The sequence below is a fragment of the Sheuella amnicola genome (assembly GCF_010499255.1).
In the GTDB taxonomy this organism is placed as follows: Bacteria; Pseudomonadota; Gammaproteobacteria; order Burkholderiales; family Burkholderiaceae_B; genus Zwartia; species Zwartia amnicola.
The window spans coordinates 449,725-469,893 of the sequence record NZ_JAAGRN010000001.1 but is presented as its reverse complement, the minus strand read 5'-3'; the positions used below and the strand labels follow the sequence as shown (position 1 = coordinate 469,893).

The window sequence follows — 20,169 nt, the reverse complement described above, 5'->3', positions numbered from 1 at the left end:
TCAGGCTCGCAGCAAATCGTTGATGCTGGTTTTGGCGCGAGTTTGCGCATCAACTCGCTTGACGATGATGGCGCAGTTCAGGCTGTGGCTGCCGTCGGCCGCAGGCAGCGAACCGGGAACAACCACAGAGCCGGAGGGAACACGACCGTAGAAAATCTCTTTGGTTTGGCGATCATATATACGGGTGCTTTGCGACAGGAATACGCCCATGGCGAGCACCGAGTTTTCTTCGACGATGACGCCTTCGACCACTTCGGAGCGTGCGCCGATGAAGCAGTTGTCTTCGATGATGGTGGGGTTGGCTTGCAGTGGCTCGAGCACGCCACCAATGCCGACACCACCGGAGAGGTGAACGTTTTTGCCGATTTGAGCGCAGGATCCAACAGTTGCCCAGGTGTCGACCATCGTGCCTTCATCCACATAGGCGCCGATATTGACGTAAGAAGGCATCAACACAACATTGCGGCCGATGAACGTACCGCGACGGGCGACAGCGGGAGGCACCACGCGGTAACCGCCGGTTTTGAAGGCAGCTTCGCCATAGTCGGCGAATTTGAGTGGAACCTTGTCGTAGTACTGTGCCGGTGATTGGCCCATGATCTGGTTATCGTAAAGTCGGAACGACAGCAGCACGGCTTTTTTGACCCACTGGTGCACGACCCATGAACCATTTGATTTTTCGGCGACGCGCAACGTACCCGAGTCCAGAGCGTCGATGGTATGTTCAACGGCTTCGCGCAGAGCGGGATCCGCCATATCCGGTGAAAGGTTTGCGCGGTTTTCCCAGCCGAGTTCGATGGCGGTTTGCAGATCGAGTGTCATATAAGTCTTTTCCGAAAAATGGTGATGGAAATATTTTGTCTGGTTACTAACTAATCAACTAATTAATCAACTAATAAAAAAATCTAAACCAACATATCAAATACCAAGGGTGCAAATGCGGTATTTCGCGTACCGATCGCGCCTGATGGATTATCTCGTTTTGACGAATTCAGCGATGCGATGGGCCGCTTCAACGCAATCGGCCAGCGGTGCGACCAAAGCGATGCGAATACGGTTCTGTCCCGGGTTCACTGAATGCACGGTACGCCCAACGTAGCTTCCGGGCAACACGGTCACGGCAGTTTTGCCAAGAAGGTCACGCACGAAATCCGCATCTGAATAAGGCGTGCCTGCCCAGAGATAAAACGATGCGTCCGGACGCTTGACGTCAAGAACCGGTTCGAGAATAGGCAACACCGCATCGAATTTGGCCCGGTATTGCTTGCGGTTGTCGATGACATGGGCCTCATCGCTCCATGCGGCAATACTTGCCGTGGATACGACTGGTGAAAGCGCACTGCCATGATAGGTGCGATAGAGCAAAAATTTTGAGATCAATTTCGCATTGCCGGCGACAAAACCGGAGCGCATGCCGGGCACATTCGAGCGTTTGGACAGGCTCGAAAAGCTGATCAGATTTTTGAAATCGGTTCGGCCCAGCAGGTAGGCAGCCTGCATGCCCCCAAGAGGGGGATTCTTCTCGTCCTGATAGATTTCGGAATAGCACTCGTCTGACGCGATCACGAATCCGTATTTATCCGACAACTCGAATAGCTGTTTCCAGTCTTCCAGCGGCATGACATTGCCGGCCGGGTTGCCTGGTGAGCAGACGAAAAGAAGTTGCGTTCTTGCCCAGATGTCGGCAGGAACTGTTGCCCAGTCGCAACGAAAATTTTGGGCGGGATCGGAGTTGACGTAATAAGGAGTGGCTCCGGCCAGAAGGGCAGCGCCTTCGTATATTTGGTAGAAAGGGTTGGGGCAAACGACGATTCCGTCCTTGCCGGAGTCGATCACGACTTGGGCGAAGGCGAACAGTGCCTCTCTTGAGCCTAAAGCGGGCAGGACTTCAGTTTCGGGATTTGGAGCCGGAATGCCATAGCGTTTTCCTATCCATTGACTAATCGTTTGACGCAGCAGCGGATCGCCTTTGGTTGGGGGATAGACGGAAAGTCCGTCCAGAGCGCCAACCATGGCTGTTTTGACACATTCCGGTGCGGCGTGCTTGGGTTCGCCAATGGAAAGATTAATGGGGCATATATCCTTCGCCGGCGCGTCTGCCTGGGCAAGAAGAGCGCGCAGTTTTTCGAACGGATAGGGTTGTAATAAGTCGAGTCTCGGGTTCATCGGACTATTTTAACCAGTTGAATCTCCCTTGGGGCGGAAACTACTCTAAGACTGCGTTACAATGCTCGGCTACTGCGAAGGTGGCGAAATTGGTAGACGCACCAGGTTTAGGTCCTGACGCCGTAAAAGGTGTGCGGGTTCGAGTCCCGCCCTTCGCACCAACTGTTCCTTTTAATTCGGCGCGGGCTGTACGCTGCGCTCTACTTCCTGTTTGGTAGATTTTCATGCAACCTGTGGTTGAAACACTCTCCGGCCTCGAGCGCCGTGTTGAACTTTCGGTCAAAATGGCCGATGTCGAACAGGCCGTTCAGGCCGAACTCAAGCGTGTCGCACGTACGGCCAAAGCCGCCGGCTTCCGTCCCGGCAAGGTGCCGATGTCGATCCTTGAGCGTTCACACGCCCCCGGAATTCGCTACGACGTCATCAACAGCAAAGTGGGTCAGGCTTTCGATCAGGCCGTCCAGGGCTTGCGTGTTGCCGGTGCTCCCAAACTCGAACCCAAAACTGAAGGCGTGCCAGAGTCTGAACTCGCGTTTTCCGCGACTTTCGAGGTTTATCCCGAAGTGACCCTTCCGGACCTGTCTACCCTGAAAATCAAGCGCGCCGTGACCGAAGTTGGCGATGCCGAAGTTCAGCGCACCGTGGACATCTTGCGCAAGCAACGCGCGTTGCACGAAGCCCGTGAAGGCCGTGCGGCACAAGACGACGACCGCGTCACACTCGATTTTGCTGGCACGATCGATGGCGTACCTTTCGATGGCGGCAAGGCTGAAGGCTTTCCATTCGTTCTTGGCCAGGGTCGCATGCTTCCCGAGTTCGAAACCGCTGTGCGTGGCATGAAAGCCGGTGAAACCAAGGTGTTCCCGCTGGCATTCCCTGCCGATTACGGTGGCAAGGATGTCGCAGGCAAAACAGCGGAATTCACCATTACTGTGAAAGAAGTCGCCGAACCCGTTTTGCCGGCTCTTGACGCTGAATTCGCCAAGTCGCTCGGTCAGGCTGAAGGCGATGTCGAAAAATTGATGGCGGACATACGTGCCAACATCGAACGCGAAGTGAAGGCTCGCACGATGGCTCGCACCAAGACCAGCGTGATGAACGCCCTGATCGAAGCCGCAACTTTCGACGTTCCAAAAGCACTCGTCGACAGCGAAGCACAAGAACGTGTTGCTGCAGCCCGTGCCGAGCTTAAACAACGCGGGGTACCAAACGCCGATTCGATGCCGATCCCTGCCGATGCATTTACTGCAGAAGCCGAACGTCGTGTTCGACTGGGTCTGCTCGTATCCGAACTGGTGAACAAAGATCAGTTGCAAGCCAAGCCAGAGCAGGTTCGCGCCCGCATCGAAGAGTTTGCGGCTAACTACGAAAAGCCTGCCGAAGTCGTCAGCTATTATCTTTCCGATCGTGCGCGACGCGCCGAAGTCGAAGGCATTGTGCTCGAAGACAACGTTGTTCAGCACGCTTTGGCCAAGGCTCAAGTTGAAGACGAAGCCGTGGCATTTGATCAGATCATGGGAACAACCTAACTATGCAACGCTTTACCGATTTCTATGCATCCATGCATGGTGGCAATTCCGTAACGCCCACCGGCCTTGGTTACATTCCGATGGTCATTGAGCAGTCGGGTCGGGGCGAGCGATCCTTTGATATTTATTCACGACTGCTCAAAGAGCGTGTCATCTTTTTGGTTGGACCGGTCAATGACCAGTCCGCAAACTTGGTGGTCGCTCAACTGTTGTTTTTGGAATCCGAAAATCCCGACAAGGATGTCGCGTTCTACATCAATTCGCCTGGTGGATCGGTTTACGCCGGCATGGCTATTTACGACACGATGAATTTCATCAAGCCCGAGGTGTCCACGCTCTGTACCGGTCTGGCAGCGAGCATGGGCGCGTTTTTATTGGCTGCGGGTGCCAAAGGCAAGCGTTTTTCGCTGCCCAATTCACGCATCATGATTCATCAGCCATCGGGTGGTGCTCAGGGACAGGCCTCGGATATTCAGATCCAGGCACGAGAAATCCTTGATTTGCGCGAGCGACTCAACGGTATTCTCGCTAAGAATACCGGCCAAACTATTGACCGCATCGGCGTCGATACCGAGCGCGATAATTTCATGTCCGCAGATGATGCCGTTTCTTATGGTTTGATCGATAAGGTTCTGGTTTCCAGGGCTGATCCGGTCTAAAGAAGCAATTATTTCCGTAATTGGATTGTTATGACAGATAAAAAAGCTCCGGCAAGTGCCAAATCTTTGCATTGCTCGTTTTGTAACAAAAGCCAGCAAGAAGTAAAGAAACTGATTGCCGGACCTTCCGTTTTTGTCTGCGATGAATGTATCGATCTATGCAATGACATCATTCGCGAAGAGGCTCAAGCGAGTGCACGTGAAGCGGTTCGAACCGATTTGCCCACTCCGGCCGAAATCAAGGCTTTTCTGGACCAATATGTCATTGGCCAGACAACGCCCAAGCGTGTGCTAGCCGTTGCTGTTTACAATCATTACAAGCGCTTGCGGCATGGTGAAATCAAAGGCGATGACGTCGAGTTATCAAAAAGTAACATTCTTTTGATTGGTCCGACCGGATCAGGCAAGACATTGCTTGCACAGACCCTGGCTCGTCAGCTGAATGTGCCTTTCGTCATGGCTGACGCTACGACATTGACCGAGGCGGGTTATGTCGGTGAAGACGTTGAAAATATCATTCAAAAACTTCTTCAGAACTGTAATTACGAAGTTGATAAGGCTCAGCGCGCCATCGTATACATTGACGAAATCGATAAGATTTCCCGAAAAGCCGATAATCCTTCCATTACCCGCGATGTATCGGGCGAGGGCGTCCAACAGGCATTGCTCAAATTGATTGAGGGTACGGTTGCGTCCGTGCCTCCCCAAGGTGGCCGAAAGCATCCGAATCAGGATTTCGTTCAGGTGGATACAACCAATATCCTGTTTATTGTTGGCGGCGCCTTCGATGGTCTCGAAAAAGTCATTCGCAATCGCACTGAGCGCTCCGGTATCGGTTTTGGTGCTTCAGTTACATCTAAACTTGAGCAGTCCACTGGGGATACTTTCCTTGAGGTCGAACCCGAGGATCTCGTCAAGTTCGGTTTGATTCCTGAACTTGTGGGACGTCTTCCCGTTGTTGCCACTTTGCAAGAGTTGGATGAGGAAACTCTGATCAAGATTCTCACCGAACCCAAGAATGCCGTAGTCAAGCAATTTCAGAAGCTTTTCGCTATGGAAGGCGCCGAGCTCGAGATTCGTCCTGCCGCCTTGAGCGCGATCGCCCGCAAAGCGATTAAGCGCAAGACTGGTGCCAGGGGGCTTCGCTCTATCCTTGAATCTGCCTTGCTTGACACCATGTATGAGTTGCCGACCCAGGGTAATATCAAGAAAGTCATTTTGGACGAATCAGCAATTGACGGCACGGGCAAACCGCAGTTGATTCTTGCGGATGAAGGCAAACAGGAAGCTAAACCGGTTTCGACTTCAGTTCGGGATGTTGCTGCATAGCGGACATAATCGACGCATTTTCGATCGAATTCCAGCCCCTGTCATAGGGGCTTTTCATTTTCAAGCCTACGCGGTCTTGAATTTTCGGCTATTGTCTACATAACAAGCATATTCGTACCAATACGGGTCTTGCACCGGCTGCTTTACCCTTTTCGGATTTGCCGAGAATTACTTAGGATTTCGCCATGTCTGCAAATCAAACTTTACCTTCAGAACCGATTAGTCTTCCATTGTTGCCTTTGCGCGATGTTGTGGTGTTTCCGCACATGGTGATTCCACTATTTGTCGGACGCCCCAGATCGATTCGCGCCCTTGAGGCTGCGATGGAGTCGAACAAGAACATCATGTTAGCTGCGCAGAAATCTGCCGGCAAGGATGATCCTACCCCCGAGGATGTATATGAAATCGGTTGCGTAGCGACAATTCTTCAGATGTTGAAATTGCCTGACGGCACCGTCAAGGTGCTCGTTGAAGGTGCTCAACGCGCCCTTGTCAATTCGATTCAGGATGTTGAAACCCACTTTACCTCCGAAGTCACGCCTTTGGCGCCGGACTTGACGGTTGGTGCAGAGGTTGAGGCCTTGCGACGTGCAATCGTGGGGCAGTTTGAGCAGTACGTCAAACTGAACAAAAAGATTCCTCCCGAGATTTTGACTTCCCTCAGTGGGATCGATGATCCCGGTCGTTTGGCCGATACGATTGCTGCGCATTTGCCTTTGAAGCTTGAACAAAAGCAGAAGATGCTTGAGATTCTTCCGACATCGGAGCGCCTAGAGGCGTTGCTTGCTCAGCTCGAGACCGAAATCGATATTCTTCAAGTCGAGAAGCGTATTCGCGGTCGTGTCAAAAAGCAGATGGAAAAGAGTCAGCGCGACTACTATCTGAACGAGCAGGTCAAGGCGATCCAGAAAGAGCTCGGCGAGGGCGAAGATGGCGCGGATATCGAAGAGCTCGAGAAGAAGATCAATGCGGCGCACTTGCCAAAAGACGCGCGCAAGAAGGTCGATGGCGAACTCAAAAAACTGAAATTGATGTCACCCATGTCTGCTGAGGCGACTGTGGTTCGCAATTACATTGATACCGTCATCAGCTTGCCCTGGAAGAAAAAGAGCAAGGTCAATAATTCGATCCCCAATGCCGAATCCGTGCTCGATAACGATCACTATGGATTGGAGAAGGTGAAGGAACGCATTCTCGAGTATCTTGCGGTTCAACAGCGCGTCGATAAAGTGAAGGCACCCATTCTTTGCCTTGTCGGACCTCCTGGTGTAGGTAAGACATCGCTTGGACAGTCCATTGCTAAAGCGACCAATCGCAAGTTCATTCGCATGGCGCTGGGAGGCGTTCGCGACGAAGCCGAGATTCGTGGCCATCGTCGTACATACATCGGTTCGATGCCGGGCAAGATTTTGCAAAACATGTCCAAAGTGGCTGTTCGCAATCCTTTGTTCCTGCTCGACGAAATCGATAAGCTTGGACAGGATTTCCGCGGTGATCCAGCCTCGGCTTTGCTTGAGGTGCTGGATCCCGAACAAAACCATACGTTCCAGGATCATTATGTCGAGGTGGATTTCGACCTGTCGGATGTGATGTTCGTCGCGACGAGCAACACATTGAATATTCCTCCCGCTTTGCTGGATCGGATGGAAGTCATTCGCCTGTCCGGTTATACGGAAGAGGAAAAGATTCATATTGCTCAAGACCATTTACTGCCTAAAGTTCTTTTGAATAACGGTGTTAAACCCGAAGAGCTGAAGGTCGAGGAGTCCGCAATCCGCGATATCGTGCGTTATTACACGCGTGAGGCAGGCGTGCGTTCTCTTGAACGTGACGTCGGAAAGATTTGCCGTAAAGTCGTCAAGAAACTGCTTGCCGAATCCGAAGAGAAAAAGGCGAGCGGCTCAAACGAACCTATCGCGCAGGTGGTTGTGACTTCCGAAAACCTGAGCGATTACCTTGGCGTGCGTCGATTCAATTTCGGTATGGCTGAAAAGGACAACCAGATTGGTCAAGTGAACGGTTTGGCCTGGACGGAAGTGGGCGGCGATTTGTTGACCATTGAAGTGGCCGATATGCCGGGCAAAGGGGTGACTCAACGTACGGGTTCTCTCGGTGATGTCATGAAAGAATCTGTGGAAGCAGCTCGCAGTGTTGTGCGTTCGCGTTCGCATCGTCTTGGTATCGCCGACGAGGTCTTCGAGAAGCGTGACATTCACGTTCACTTTCCTGAGGGTGCGACACCCAAAGATGGCCCTTCCGCCGGTATTGCGATTACGACAGCAATTGTTTCCGCATTGACTCACATCCCTGTGCGTGCCGATGTGGCAATGACTGGCGAAATCACATTGCGTGGTGAAGTGCTCGCTATCGGTGGCTTGAAAGAAAAGCTGTTGGCGGCGCATCGCGGTGGGATCAAGACTGTTTTGATTCCTGAAGAAAACGTGAAGGATTTGACCGAGATTCCTGACAACGTCAAAAATAATCTCGAGATTGTTCCGGTGCGTTGGATCGATAAGGTTCTGGAGGTTGCTCTTGAGCGCGCTCCACAACCTTTTCCGGAAGCGCCAGTGGCTGAGGCCGTAGTTGCCAAGAGTGCTGTAACGGATCCATCCGATCCTGTTATCAAGCACTAGGCAAGCTAGGGATTGCGTGCGGCATGGAGTTTCCTGAAGTCAGTGTTCGATTGGACAAATGGCTCTGGGCTGCACGTTTTTACAAGTCCCGAACGATTGCTAGCAATGCGATTGAGATGGGACGCGTTCAGGTAAATGGAGATAGAGCGAAACCTGCGCGTGCAATACGCGTAGGTGACCGTCTGCTTATCGTTCGAGAGCAAGAAAAAACCGAGCTTTTTGTTCGGGCTGTATCAGAGACGAGACGATCGGCTCCACTGGCGAAATTACTTTATGAAGAAACGCCGGAGAGTTTGCTCAACAAGCAAACGTTGGCAGAGAGAAGAAGGTTTTATTCCGAGCCTTCGCATGAAATAGCTGGCAGACCGACTAAGCGCAATAGACGAGCTTTGCAAAATCTAAGAGGATATGACGGGTAGAGTCGTAGGGTAGCCCGTCATCCGTTTAATGCAAGGGCGTGTTGCGAATCAATCCTAGAGCGATGCCTTCAAGTGAGAAGTCCTGACCGGGTTTAATCACTATGGGTTCGAAGTCAGGGTTTTCAGGTAGCAGTTTGATGGTCGTGCCTTTTTTACTAAGGCGTTTGACAGTCACTTCGTCATCGATGCGGGCGACAACGATTTCACCATCACGAGCCTCAGACGTTTTTTTGATGGCAAGCAAATCACCATCCAGAATGCCCACATCACGCATGCTAAGCCCTTTGACTTTAAGAAGATAGTCGGGAGCCTGTGCAAACATGTTGGGATCAACGCTGAGTTCAGTTTCGATATTCTCTGTTGCGAGGATCGGGAATCCGGCAGCAACACGACCAACTAAAGGAAGCAGCATGTTTCCAGCGCCGGGCAGATCGCGCATTTTGGGCGTTTGGCGTTGTCCCGACTGTTTTTTGCGATTTACGGTCTCAACTTGATCAATAAGTGAGTCATTGGAGTGTTCATAAGTCGGATCGTAGGTGTCTCGATAAACATCCTCGAACCCACTATCCGAATCGGCAAAAAAGGCCTGTGCGCTTTCGGTCAGCCTAATGCCACGCGAGGCGCCGGCAGTCAGTTCAATCATGCCTTTTTTTGCGAGAGCACGAAGATGATCTTCGGCGGCATTTGCGGATTTAAATCCCAGCGTTTGAGCAATTTCGGCACGAGTTGGTGGAAATCCGGTATTGACGACCGCTTGGCGAATCAATTCAAGAATTTGCTGTTGACGATCGGTCAGTTTGATATCCATGGCGCCCTTCATGGTGCTGTTTATATATACAGGCTGTATTTTGAACCAGTATTTTTTAAATGGCAACAAAAAAATAAAAAAACAGCTCGTTATGAAACGAGCTGTTTGGTTACGGCAATAGGCGTTGTTAAATTCGCCGTGTAAGGGATGTATTAGCCTTTCAACACTGCTGCAATGGCTTTGGCCACGGCGTCAATATTGCCGCTATTCAGGGCGGCAACGCATATGCGGCCGCTACTGACAGCGTAGATGCCATGCTCTTCGCGCAGACGGTCCACCTGAGCTGAAGTCATTCCCGAATAGGAGAACATTCCGCGTTGGGCTTTGACGAAGTTAAAGTCTTGCTGAACGCCGTATTCTTTGAGCTTGTCGACCAGCTGGGTGCGCATGAGACGAATGCGATCGCGCATTTGCCCGAGCTCCTTGTCCCAGAGTGCGAAAAGCTTGGGATCATTCAGTACCATCGACACGATTGTGCCGCCGTGAGTGGGCGGATTTGAATAGTTGGTGCGGATGACACGCTTGACCTGGCTGAGTACCCGGTTTGATTCGTCTTTGCTGCCGGTGACAATGGTCAAGGCGCCGACACGTTCGCCGTAAAGTGAAAATGATTTTGAAAAAGACGAGCTGATGAACATAGTCATGTCTTGCTCGGCAAAAAGACGCACGGCCGTGGCATCGGGTTCCAGTCCGTCGCCAAACCCCTGATAGGCAATGTCCAGGAAGGGGATCAAATCGCCTTTTTTGACGACTTCGGCAATTTCGCGCCACTGCTCGGTGGTGGCATCGACACCGGTCGGGTTATGGCAGCAAGCGTGTAAAACAACGATGGATTGCGCAGGCAGATTGCGCAGATAATCAATCATCGCCTTGAAATCCAGGCCATGGGTTGCAGGGTCGTAGTAGGGATAGTTAACGACTTCAAAGCCGGCACGCTCGAAAAGCGCACGATGATTTTCCCAGCTTGGGTTACTGATTGCGACCTTGGCATTCGGAACAAGTTGTTTCAGGAAATCAGCGCCGATCTTGAGTGCACCGGTGCCGCCTAGAGCTTGCATGGTCAATGCACGACCCTGCGCAATGAGAGGAGAGTTTTTGCCGAGCACGAGCTCTTGTGCACCCTTGTTGTATCCGGCGATCCCTTCTATGGGCAGGTAACCCCGTGCCGCCGATGCCTGCACGCGTGCGACTTCGGCCTCATGCACCGCTTGCAGGAGGGGAATGCGGCCTTTGTCGTCGTAATAAACGCCAACGCCCAGGTTGACCTTGTTGGGGCGGGTATCGGCATTGAATTGTTCATTCAGGCCAAGAATGGGATCACGAGGGGCGAGTTCAACGGATTGGAAGAGGGTGCTCATGGTTTTTGAGAGATAATGAGTGGTTTACCCAATGCGGGGTTTACCCGAACAAGTCTAGCATGACCGAGCCTGTCTTTGTCGATTATCCCGATAGCCCTTTTCACCTGTATCAGCCTTACCCGCCGGCAGGGGATCAGCCGCGCGCAATCGAACTTCTGGAAGAGGGGATCCGCGATGGTTTGATGCACCAAACCCTGTTGGGCGTGACCGGATCGGGTAAAACTTTCACGATGGCAAACGTGATTGCCAGATTGGGGCGGCCGGCTCTGGTGCTTGCTCCAAACAAAACGCTTGCTGCGCAACTCTACGCTGAAATGCGCGAGTTCTTTCCGAAGAATGCGGTCGAGTATTTCGTGTCGTACTACGATTACTACCAGCCTGAAGCATATGTTCCGACGCGCGATCTTTTTATTGAAAAGGATTCGTCCATCAATGAACACATCGAACAGATGCGGCTGTCCGCCACTAAAAGTCTGCTTGAAAGGCGCGACACCATTATCGTCGGAACCGTATCGTGTATTTACGGTATTGGTAACCCGGGGGATTACCATGCGATGGTGCTGATCTTGCGCACCGGAGATCGTATTTCGCGGCGCGAGATATTGGCTCGCCTGGTTGCCATGCAATACGAACGCAATGATGTCGAGTTCACCCGCGGTACGTTTCGCGCACGGGGTGAAACCATCGATATCTTTCCTGCTGAAAGCGCTGAATTAGCGTTGCGCCTATCGTTGTTCGACGACGAGGTCGAAAGTCTGGAGTTATTTGATCCGCTGACAGGCAAAGTTCGTCAGAAGGTTCCCCGTTTTACCGTTTATCCCGGCTCGCACTATGTGACTCCTCGCGATACGGTGATGCGTGCTATTGAAACCATCAAACAAGAGTTGCGCGAAAGGGTCAAGTTTTTTGTCGACAACGGCAAGCTTGTCGAGGCGCAACGTATTGAGCAACGCACACGATTCGACCTGGAAATGCTTGCAGAACTCGGTTTCTGCAAGGGTATTGAAAACTACTCGCGGCATTTATCGGGAGCTGCACCTGGTGAGCCTCCCCCGACGCTTATTGATTATTTGCCTGCCGACGCGCTCATGTTCATCGACGAAAGCCATGTCATGACCGGTCAGTTGGCGGGCATGTATCGTGGGGACCGCGCGCGCAAAGAAACGCTGGTGACATACGGGTTCAGATTGCCTTCGGCCATGGACAACCGTCCACTCAAAATGGAGGAGTTCGAGGCCAGAATGCGCCAGTGCGTATTCGTCTCGGCCACTCCGGGCAATTACGAGCAGGCGCTCGCAGGCCAGGTTGTCGAGCAGGTTGTGCGCCCGACCGGATTGGTTGATCCCGTTGTCGAGGTCAGATCAGCAAGGACCCAGGTCGATGACCTGCTAGGCGAGATTAAGCTGCGGGTTGCCCAGCAAGAGCGTGTCCTTGTCACGACCCTGACCAAACGCATGGCCGAGGATTTAACGGATTATTTGACCGAAAATGGTCAACGCGTCCGTTATTTGCATTCGGATATTGATACAGTCGAGCGAGTGGAAATTATTCGGGATTTGCGTTTGGGTGTATTCGATGTGCTCGTTGGCATCAACCTGCTGCGCGAGGGCCTGGACATACCCGAAGTTTCGCTCGTTGCCATTCTGGATGCAGACAAAGAGGGATTTTTGCGATCCGATCGCAGTCTGATACAAACAATTGGCCGGGCCGCACGCAATTTGAACGGTCGCGCGATTTTGTATGCCGACCGTGTGACTGACTCGATGAAGCGTGCGATGGATGAGACAGAGCGTCGCCGTGAAAAGCAATTGTTGTTTAACGAACAACACGGTATTGAGGCGCGCAGCGTTCGCAAGGCGGTAAGGGAGCTGATAGACGGTATTGTGGCGCCGGTAGCCGAGAAACAGTCGTCTGACGAGTTTTCTGATGCATTGCTGGGCGATGAGAAGGCCTTGGCCCGTGAATTCAAGCGACTCGAAAAGTTGATGCTTGATCATGCCCGCAATCTTGAGTTCGAGCAGGCGGCGGCGGCGCGCGATGCACTTAAGTCCTTGAAAGAGCGCGTGCTTCTTTCCGGTGCCTGATAGCACATTGTTTGCATTGTTGCGGTGCACTGTTCGTGTCAAAAATAACACAGTTGCATTGCACAAATTTAAATTTTTATTCTTTTTTGCTTCTTTTTTTCTTAACTTTAATTTTAAATATTTAACTTATTTACATGTTTTTATTGATATTTTTTAATTTAAAAAATATTCTAAAATTCTTCTCATCCTTTTAAAAAAAAGCTGGACATCTTACGGGTTTTCCCTCACACTATGCACCATGATGACAAAAGTACTCTTCGTATGCATGGGCAATATTTGCCGGTCGCCCAGTGCTGAAGGCGTGTTCCGCCACCTAATTAATGATGCCGGCCTCTCGGATGTTGTCGGTGTCGACTCTGCCGGCACACACAGCTTTCACGTTGGTGAAGCGCCTGATGCGCGCGCACTCGCGGCTGCGAAAAAACGCGGCTACGAAATCACCCGCACCGAAGCGCGTCAAGTCACGCCCGAGGATTTTCGTGAGTTCGATATGATCCTGGCGATGGATTGGGAAAACCTTGCTGCCTTGCAGCAACAGTGCCCCAAACAGCACCAGCACAAACTCATGCTGTTGATGCGTTTTGCCAACGAATTCGAAGAAGCAACCGTTCCAGATCCTTACTACGGTGGTCCGGAAGGTTTTGGCAAGGTTCTCGATTACCTTGAGGATTCATGCCAAGGCGTTCTCGAGCTTGTTCGTAAGCGTGCGACTCAATATCAGGCCGCTTAAAGTATCCAGCTTTTGAAGTTTCGGGTAGCGTAGAGTATTGTCAGTACATGTTGTGCCCGTTGCTTCAATATTGCTAAAAACCGCGCTATTGCGCGGTTTTTTTTGTCTTTTCCTTTTGCGTCCCGCCAGTGCGGCCTATCCAGTGTCTTGTATGTGCAAAAAATGCATCTGAATGTTGAAAGTTGAAACTAAATCCTAGCAAATTGCTCGGGAATTAGTTATACTTGAGTTGTTTAGTCGGGTAAGCATGCTGTCAACCCTTTCCGGGGTATCCAAGACCTGACGTATTTTGAAAAGGATGATGTCATGAGACTCACCACAAAAGGACGATTCGCAGTAACCGCAATGATCGATTTGGCGCTGCGCCAGCAGGGCGGTCCGGTTACTTTATCTGCAATCAGTCAGCGCCAAAATATTTCCCTGTCATATCTGGAGCAGTTGTTCGGCAAGCTCAGACGCCATGAACTTGTCGAAAGCGTGCGTGGCCCAGGTGGTGGCTATACTCTGGCTCGCCTGGCTCGCAACATTACGGTTGCCGACATTATTTTTGCCGTCGATGAGCCCTTAGACGCAACCAATTGCGGTGGCAAAAGCGAATGTACAAGCGGTACCGATGGTAAGCCGGGCGTCTGCATGACGCATGAGCTTTGGTCGGCCCTCAATCGTAAGATGGTTGATTTTCTCGATTCGGTTTCTTTGCAGGATCTGGTTGACCAACAGCGCATGCGTCAATTGCAGGAGTCTTCCTCCGCCAGTGTAAACGGCGTGCGGGTGAATGTGCCCGGCAAACCTGTCTCTGTGGCTGCTTAAATTATTCGTTTTTGCATTTGAATCAATTAGTTGAAATTCTGGAGTCATTTATGTCGTCGCGTCCTATTTATTTCGATTACTCCGCAACCACGCCAGTAGATCCGCGTGTAGTCGACAAGATGGTGCCTTGGCTATACGAGCATGCGGGTAATCCCGCATCCCGAAGCCATGCGTACGGGTGGGAGGCTGAAGCCGCGGTTGAACGCGCGCGCGAGCAGGTCGCGGCTCTTGTCAACGCCGACCCGCGAGAAATCATCTGGACTTCCGGTGCAACCGAATCTAACAACCTTGCAATCAAAGGAGCCGCAGGCTTCTATGCCGAGCGTGGCAAGCACATCATTACCGTCAAGACCGAGCACAAGGCCGTGCTTGATCCTTGCCGTGAACTTGAACGTCATGGTTTTGAAGTCACCTATCTTGATGTTCAGGAAAATGGCTTGATCGATCTGGAAGCGTTTAAGGCTGCCATCCGTCCGGATACCGTTCTGGTTTCGGTGATGTTCGTCAATAACGAAATCGGTGTGATTCAGGACATTGAAACGATCGGAGAAATCTGTCGTAGCAAAAACATTATTTTTCACGTCGATTCGGCACAGGCAACCGGAAAGGTCGATATCGACTTGCAAAAGCTGAAAGTCGATCTGATGTCATTTTGTGCTCACAAGACATACGGGCCTAAAGGCATCGGCGCTTTGTATGTGCGCCGCAAGCCGCGCATCCGCATTGAAGCTCAAATGCATGGCGGTGGTCACGAACGCGGTTTTCGCTCGGGTACATTGGCTACGCATCAAATTGTCGGAATGGGTGAAGCGTTCGCACTTGCAAAGGTGGAAATGGCGACCGAAAACGAACGCATCCGCATGCTGCGCGATCGTTTATGGGCTGGTCTTTCCCAGATAGAAGAGGTTTATCTTAATGGTGATCTTGAGCATCGCGTGCCACACAACCTGAACGTCAGCTTCAATTATGTCGAGGGCGAATCGCTCATCATGGCTATCAAGGAGCTTGCTGTTTCGAGCGGTTCGGCATGTACGTCCGCCAGTCTTGAACCTTCCTATGTGCTTCGTGCCCTGGGCCGCAATGACGAACTGGCGCACAGCTCAATCCGTTTTACGATCGGTCGATTCACTACGATCGAGCAAATCGATTTTGCTGTCGATCTTCTCAAGGCTCGCGTTGGAAAACTTCGCGATATGTCCCCTTTGTGGGAAATGGCCAAAGAAGGCATTGATTTGAATACGGTTCAGTGGGCAGCCCACTAAACCAATAGCTTGGAGAAATATCATGGCTTACAGCGACAAAGTTCTTGACCACTATGAAAATCCCCGTAACGTTGGAACCTTTGATAAGGGTGACGACCAGGTTGGCACCGGAATGGTTGGTGCGCCCGCTTGCGGCGATGTGATGAAATTGCAGATTCGCGTGAATGACAACGGCATCATTGAAGATGCGCGCTTTAAAACGTATGGTTGTGGTTCAGCCATCGCTTCAAGTTCGCTTGTCACAGAATGGGTGAAGGGTAAGACCCTGGACGAGGCCTTGAATATTCGCAATACCCAGATCGCTGAAGAGCTCGCCTTGCCTCCGGTTAAGATTCATTGTTCGATCCTTGCCGAAGACGCAATCAAAGCCGCAGTCGAAGATTACAAGAACAAACACGCAGGTTAATCAAATGGCAGTTACTTTGACATCTCAAGCCGCCGAGCACATCGGCAAATATCTGCAAAAACGCGGAAGTGGAATAGGTCTGCGTTTGGGTGTTCGTACAACAGGTTGTTCGGGTATGGCATACAAACTCGAATATGTGGATGAACAGGCAGCCGAAGATCATATTTTCGAGAGCTTTGGCGTAAAGGTGTTTGTAGATCCTAAAAGCTTGTCTTATCTGGATGGTACCGAGCTTGACTATGCACGCGAAGGTTTGAACGAAGGCTTCAAGTTTCGTAATCCGAACGAAAAAGCTACCTGCGGCTGTGGTGAGTCGTTCACGGTTTAATGTGTCGTGAGCGAACAAGATTACTTCAGCCTGCTGGGTTTGCCATGTGCGTTTGCGGTTGCTCCGGTCGATCTTGAATCGGCTTGGAAACGTGCGTCCCTAGCCGTGCATCCTGACCGGTTTGCAACCGCGTCCCCAGCCGAGAAGCGCGTGGCGATGCAATGGAGTTCGCGAGTCAATGAAGCTTATCGCGTTCTGAAAAGTCCATTGTTGCGCGCGCGTTACCTGTGCGAGCTTGCGGGCATCGATCTGCAGGTTGAAACCAACACGGCGATGTCGCCCGCATTCCTGATGCAGCAAATGGAATGGCACGAACAATTGGAATCGATTCAAGCCAGTCCGAATGCTGCCGAACTAGCGGCGTTCGAGGCCGAACTGCACCAGTCCTTGACGGACTTGATCAGTCAGGTTGAGCATTTGCTCGATGCCAAAAATTATCTAGAGGCCGCTGTCCGCATCCGCGAGTGGATGTTTCTGGACAAGCTGATCGCGCAACTGCGCGCAATTGAAACATAAAGCTCACTTTCATGGCCTTATTGCAGATTTCAGAACCCGGTGAATCGCCTGCGCCGCATCAGCGTCGATTAGCGGTCGGTATTGATTTGGGTACGACACATTCGTTAGTCGCTTCGGTACGCAGCAGTGTGGCCGAGGTGCTGACAGACGAGCAGGACAGGGCGCTCGTGCCTTCGGCTGTTTTTGTTGACCAGTCGGGCCAGCCCCTCGTCGGCTACGAGGCGCTTGCGATGCAAGCTGACCATCCCCTCGATACGCTTGTTTCAATCAAGCGTCTGATGGGAAAGTCCTATGACGATGCGATGGCAAGCGGGATGCCATACCATTTTGTCCAGGATGCCCAATCAGTCAAAATAAATACCCGTTACGCCGATTTGTCTCCTGTCGAAGTAGCCTCACATATTTTGAGCAAGCTGCGATTTCTCGCCGAGGGTATTTTGGGCGACACGTTGGTCGGGGCCGTGATTACCGTTCCGGCCTATTTCGATGACGCCCAGAGACAAGCAACGCGCGATGCCGCCAGATTGGCTGGTTTGAATGTTTTGCGTCTGCTCAACGAGCCGACTGCAGCAGCTATTGCCTATGGACTTGATAACGCATCCGAAGGCGTATATGCCGTTTACGATCTTGGTGGTGGCACTTTTGATGTGTCTTTGCTCAGATTGTCGCGTGGTGTATTCGAAGTCGTTGCCACTGGGGGAGACACTGCGCTTGGCGGCGATGATTTTGATGCCGCGATTGCGGATTGGGCCGTCATAAAGCTTGGTTTGGGGGCCCTGTCTCATGCGGATAGACGCGCTTTGCTCAGCGCATGCAAACGCATTAGAGAGTCTTTGACTGATGCTTTGACAGCTGAAGGGTCGGTACAGCTTTCCGATCGTAAGATTGACCTGGCGCTATCCCGTCCCGAGTTCGAGGATTTGGCTCGCCCACTGATTGCTAAAACAATCACTTGCGCATCCCGTGCGTTGAAGGACGCAGCGCTTGCCATAGGCGATATCAAAGGCGTCGTGATGGTGGGTGGTGCGACTCGCATGCCGATTGTGAGGCAATCGGTGCAAGACTATTTCAAAACAAAACCGTTGACGGATCAGGATCCTGATCAGGTGGTCGCTCTGGGAGCGGCCTTGCAGGCTAATCTGCTTGCGGGTAACCGCAATCCCGGCGAAGACTGGTTGCTGCTTGATGTGACACCTTTGACACTAGGCATGGAAACAATGGGTGGCCTGGTTGAACATATCATTCCCCGCAATAGTACGATTCCGGTCGCGCGTGCCCAGGAATTCACGACATTTAAAGACGGACAGACTGCCTTAGCCATCCATGTTGTGCAAGGAGAGCGTGATCTGGTTTCGGATTGCCGGTCGCTTGCGCGTTTCGAGTTGCGCGGAATTCCTCCCATGGTTGCAGGCGCTGCGCGCATACGCGTGACGTTTCAGGTCGACGCCGATGGTTTGCTCAGTGTGTCGGCAAGAGAGACGGGGTCGGGCATCGAGGCCTCGGTCACTGTTAAACCTTCCTATGGTTTGAGCGATGACGAGATTTCGCGCATGCTGTCCGAAGGCATGTCTCAGGCCGATCAGGATGCGCGCATGCGTATGCTGCGCGAGCAACAGGTTGATGCCGCTCAGTTGATCGAATCCGTACAGGCCGCATTGGCCGCAGATGCTGATTTGTTAAGCGCCGCCGAGCAAACAAGAATCGAACAGCAGATTCAGACAACAGCCCGTGCGATAGAATCGGATGATATTGATTCGATTCGTTCCGCCATCAAGGCGTTGTCTGCTGCAACTGATGATTTCGCTGCTCGCCGTATGGATCGCAGTATCCGAGCCGCACTGACCGGTAAATCTCTTAACGACCTTGGTTAATCAACAAGTCATGCCCAAAATCACCGTTCTACCTCATCCCGAAGTTTGTCCGCAAGGTACCGTGATCGAAAACGCCCCGCAGGGTCAATCGATTTGCCGTGTTCTTCTGGATAATCACGTTGAAATCGAGCATGCGTGCGAACTTTCTTGTGCCTGCACGACATGCCATGTTTTAGTGAAAGAAGGTTTCAATTCACTTGAAGAGGCCACGGACGCCGAAGAAGACTTGCTTGACCGGGCGTGGGGGCTGTCGACAAATTCTCGCCTGTCATGCCAGGCAAAAGTGGCGAACGCTGATCTTGTCATTGAGATCCCGCGCTACACCATTAATCACGCCAAAGAAAATCACTAATCCATCGCTGAAATCCTTGAGGGCGCGAAGTATGCTTGCAGCCTGTTAAAGTTGCAGTATCTTAAGCTCGTCCCGGCACGGGACCTTTTCGAATTATTCAGGAGACAATTGCCGTGAGAGAAAACGCAATCCGCAAGAAACTGGCAGCCGGTGAATCCGTCATCAATGGCTGGCTGGCTATACCCTCATCCTATTCCGCCGAGGTCATGGGGCACCAGGGCTTTGACTCCGTCACAGTCGACCTTCAACACGGCATGATTGGCATGGACGCGGCCTTGCCCATGTTTCAGGCTTTGTCTTCCACGTCTGCCGTTCCGCTTGCCCGTGTACCATGGAATGACCCCGCCCAGATCATGAAATTGCTTGATAGCGGCGCATACGGAATCATCTGTCCGATGATTTCGACGGTCGATGATGCTGCGAGTTTTGTTTCATCCTGTCGTTACCCTCCCAAAGGTCAGCGTTCTTTCGGTCCGGCCCGTGCATTGCTCTACGGTGGCGCAGATTATTACTCCGGCGCAGACCGTGAAATCATGACGTTGGGAATGATCGAAACACAGGCTGGTTTGGATAATCTGGACAAGATCCTGTCGCTAGAAGGTCTGGATGGAATCTATATCGGCCCGAACGATCTTGCGCTTGCGCTGGGCTCTCAGCCTAAATCTGAATCCGATGATCCGGTCGTGATTCAAGCTGTAGCCCATATTCGCGAACGTGCCAAGGCGCACGGCAAGATTGCCGGAATATTCTGCTCTTCTGGCGATGCTGCGGCGCGACGGGTTAAGGAAGGATTTCAAATGGTGACGCCGGGTAATGAAGCCGCCTTGTTGTCTACAGCGGCAAAAGCTGCGATTGCGGCGATTCGCGGCGTGACCCTTCCTGCAAGTGCTGCCGGTAACGGTTATTAAG

At 51.9% G+C, this 20,169-nt stretch carries 19 protein-coding genes and 1 tRNA gene; 16 read left to right on the top strand and 4 right to left on the bottom strand.

Annotated elements, in window-relative coordinates; translation table 11 throughout:
* The gene (gene dapD / locus G3I67_RS02290; protein ID WP_163651331.1) at positions 1–822 is read right to left on the bottom strand and encodes a 2,3,4,5-tetrahydropyridine-2,6-dicarboxylate N-succinyltransferase; all 822 of its coding nucleotides are present in this window, start codon (positions 820–822) and stop codon (positions 1–3) included.
* 150 nt (positions 823–972) lie between these two features.
* The gene (dapC, locus tag G3I67_RS02285) at positions 973–2,166 is read right to left on the bottom strand and encodes a succinyldiaminopimelate transaminase (protein ID WP_163651330.1); all 1,194 of its coding nucleotides are present in this window, start codon (positions 2,164–2,166) and stop codon (positions 973–975) included.
* Between the two features lie 74 nt (positions 2,167–2,240).
* On the opposite strand from dapC, the gene G3I67_RS02280 reads away from it, so the two are divergent.
* The 6 genes from G3I67_RS02280 (at position 2,241) to G3I67_RS02255 (ending at position 8,735) form a co-directional block, all read left to right on the top strand.
* Positions 2,241–2,327: transfer RNA gene (locus tag G3I67_RS02280), tRNA-Leu, on the top strand.
* Positions 2,328–2,390: 63 nt separating this feature from the next.
* Positions 2,391–3,695 (top strand): trigger factor, encoded by a 1,305-nt coding sequence (tig, locus tag G3I67_RS02275; protein WP_163651329.1) that lies wholly within the window; start codon positions 2,391–2,393, stop codon positions 3,693–3,695.
* A gap of 2 nt (positions 3,696–3,697) precedes the next feature.
* Positions 3,698–4,354, top strand: a complete 657-nt coding sequence (gene clpP, locus G3I67_RS02270) for an ATP-dependent Clp endopeptidase proteolytic subunit ClpP (protein WP_163651328.1) — start codon at positions 3,698–3,700, stop codon at positions 4,352–4,354.
* Positions 4,355–4,384: 30 nt separating this feature from the next.
* The gene (gene clpX / locus G3I67_RS02265) at positions 4,385–5,683 is read left to right on the top strand and encodes an ATP-dependent Clp protease ATP-binding subunit ClpX (protein WP_163651327.1); all 1,299 of its coding nucleotides are present in this window, start codon (positions 4,385–4,387) and stop codon (positions 5,681–5,683) included.
* A gap of 185 nt (positions 5,684–5,868) precedes the next feature.
* Positions 5,869–8,316 (top strand): endopeptidase La, encoded by a 2,448-nt coding sequence (lon, locus tag G3I67_RS02260; RefSeq protein WP_163651326.1) that lies wholly within the window; start codon positions 5,869–5,871, stop codon positions 8,314–8,316.
* Between the two features lie 23 nt (positions 8,317–8,339).
* A complete protein-coding gene (locus G3I67_RS02255; RefSeq protein WP_163651325.1) occupies positions 8,340–8,735 on the top strand; it encodes an Hsp15 family ribosome-associated heat shock protein in 396 nt (131 codons plus the stop codon).
* Positions 8,736–8,760: 25 nt separating this feature from the next.
* On the opposite strand, the gene lexA is transcribed toward G3I67_RS02255, so the two are convergent.
* Both lexA and G3I67_RS02245 read right to left on the bottom strand, forming a co-directional pair.
* Positions 8,761–9,543: a transcriptional repressor LexA gene (gene lexA, locus G3I67_RS02250; RefSeq protein ID WP_163651324.1), complete on the bottom strand. Its 783-nt coding sequence runs from the start codon at positions 9,541–9,543 to the stop codon at positions 8,761–8,763.
* Positions 9,544–9,695: 152 nt separating this feature from the next.
* Entirely contained in the window at positions 9,696–10,901 is a 1,206-nt protein-coding gene (locus tag G3I67_RS02245; RefSeq protein ID WP_163651323.1) for an amino acid aminotransferase, read from the bottom strand.
* 59 nt (positions 10,902–10,960) lie between these two features.
* Between G3I67_RS02245 and uvrB the strand changes: the two genes are divergently transcribed.
* From uvrB to G3I67_RS02195, 10 genes are all read left to right on the top strand, one after another.
* Entirely contained in the window at positions 10,961–12,985 is a 2,025-nt protein-coding gene (gene uvrB, locus G3I67_RS02240; protein ID WP_163651322.1) for an excinuclease ABC subunit UvrB, read from the top strand.
* A 238-nt stretch (positions 12,986–13,223) separates the two neighbouring features.
* Positions 13,224–13,715 (top strand): low molecular weight protein-tyrosine-phosphatase, encoded by a 492-nt coding sequence (locus G3I67_RS02235; protein ID WP_163651321.1) that lies wholly within the window; start codon positions 13,224–13,226, stop codon positions 13,713–13,715.
* Between the two features lie 306 nt (positions 13,716–14,021).
* Entirely contained in the window at positions 14,022–14,525 is a 504-nt protein-coding gene (locus tag G3I67_RS02230) for a Fe-S cluster assembly transcription factor (RefSeq protein ID WP_163651320.1), read from the top strand.
* Between the two features lie 50 nt (positions 14,526–14,575).
* The gene (locus G3I67_RS02225) at positions 14,576–15,787 is read left to right on the top strand and encodes an IscS subfamily cysteine desulfurase (RefSeq protein WP_163651319.1); all 1,212 of its coding nucleotides are present in this window, start codon (positions 14,576–14,578) and stop codon (positions 15,785–15,787) included.
* A gap of 22 nt (positions 15,788–15,809) precedes the next feature.
* Positions 15,810–16,193: a Fe-S cluster assembly scaffold IscU gene (gene iscU / locus G3I67_RS02220; protein WP_163651318.1), complete on the top strand. Its 384-nt coding sequence runs from the start codon at positions 15,810–15,812 to the stop codon at positions 16,191–16,193.
* A 4-nt stretch (positions 16,194–16,197) separates the two neighbouring features.
* On the top strand, positions 16,198–16,521 hold the full coding sequence (iscA, locus tag G3I67_RS02215; protein ID WP_163651317.1) for an iron-sulfur cluster assembly protein IscA: 324 nt from the start codon (positions 16,198–16,200) through the stop codon (positions 16,519–16,521).
* A gap of 6 nt (positions 16,522–16,527) precedes the next feature.
* Positions 16,528–17,037: a Fe-S protein assembly co-chaperone HscB gene (gene hscB, locus G3I67_RS02210; protein ID WP_163651316.1), complete on the top strand. Its 510-nt coding sequence runs from the start codon at positions 16,528–16,530 to the stop codon at positions 17,035–17,037.
* 11 nt (positions 17,038–17,048) lie between these two features.
* A complete protein-coding gene (gene hscA / locus G3I67_RS02205) occupies positions 17,049–18,908 on the top strand; it encodes a Fe-S protein assembly chaperone HscA (protein ID WP_163651315.1) in 1,860 nt (619 codons plus the stop codon).
* A gap of 10 nt (positions 18,909–18,918) precedes the next feature.
* Positions 18,919–19,260 carry an ISC system 2Fe-2S type ferredoxin gene (gene fdx, locus G3I67_RS02200; protein ID WP_163651314.1) on the top strand — a complete coding sequence of 114 codons (342 nt, stop codon included), beginning with the start codon at positions 18,919–18,921 and terminating at the stop codon, positions 19,258–19,260.
* Positions 19,261–19,373: 113 nt separating this feature from the next.
* Positions 19,374–20,168, top strand: a complete 795-nt coding sequence (locus tag G3I67_RS02195) for an HpcH/HpaI aldolase family protein (protein ID WP_163651313.1) — start codon at positions 19,374–19,376, stop codon at positions 20,166–20,168.
* Position 20,169: the final 1 nt, after the last annotated feature.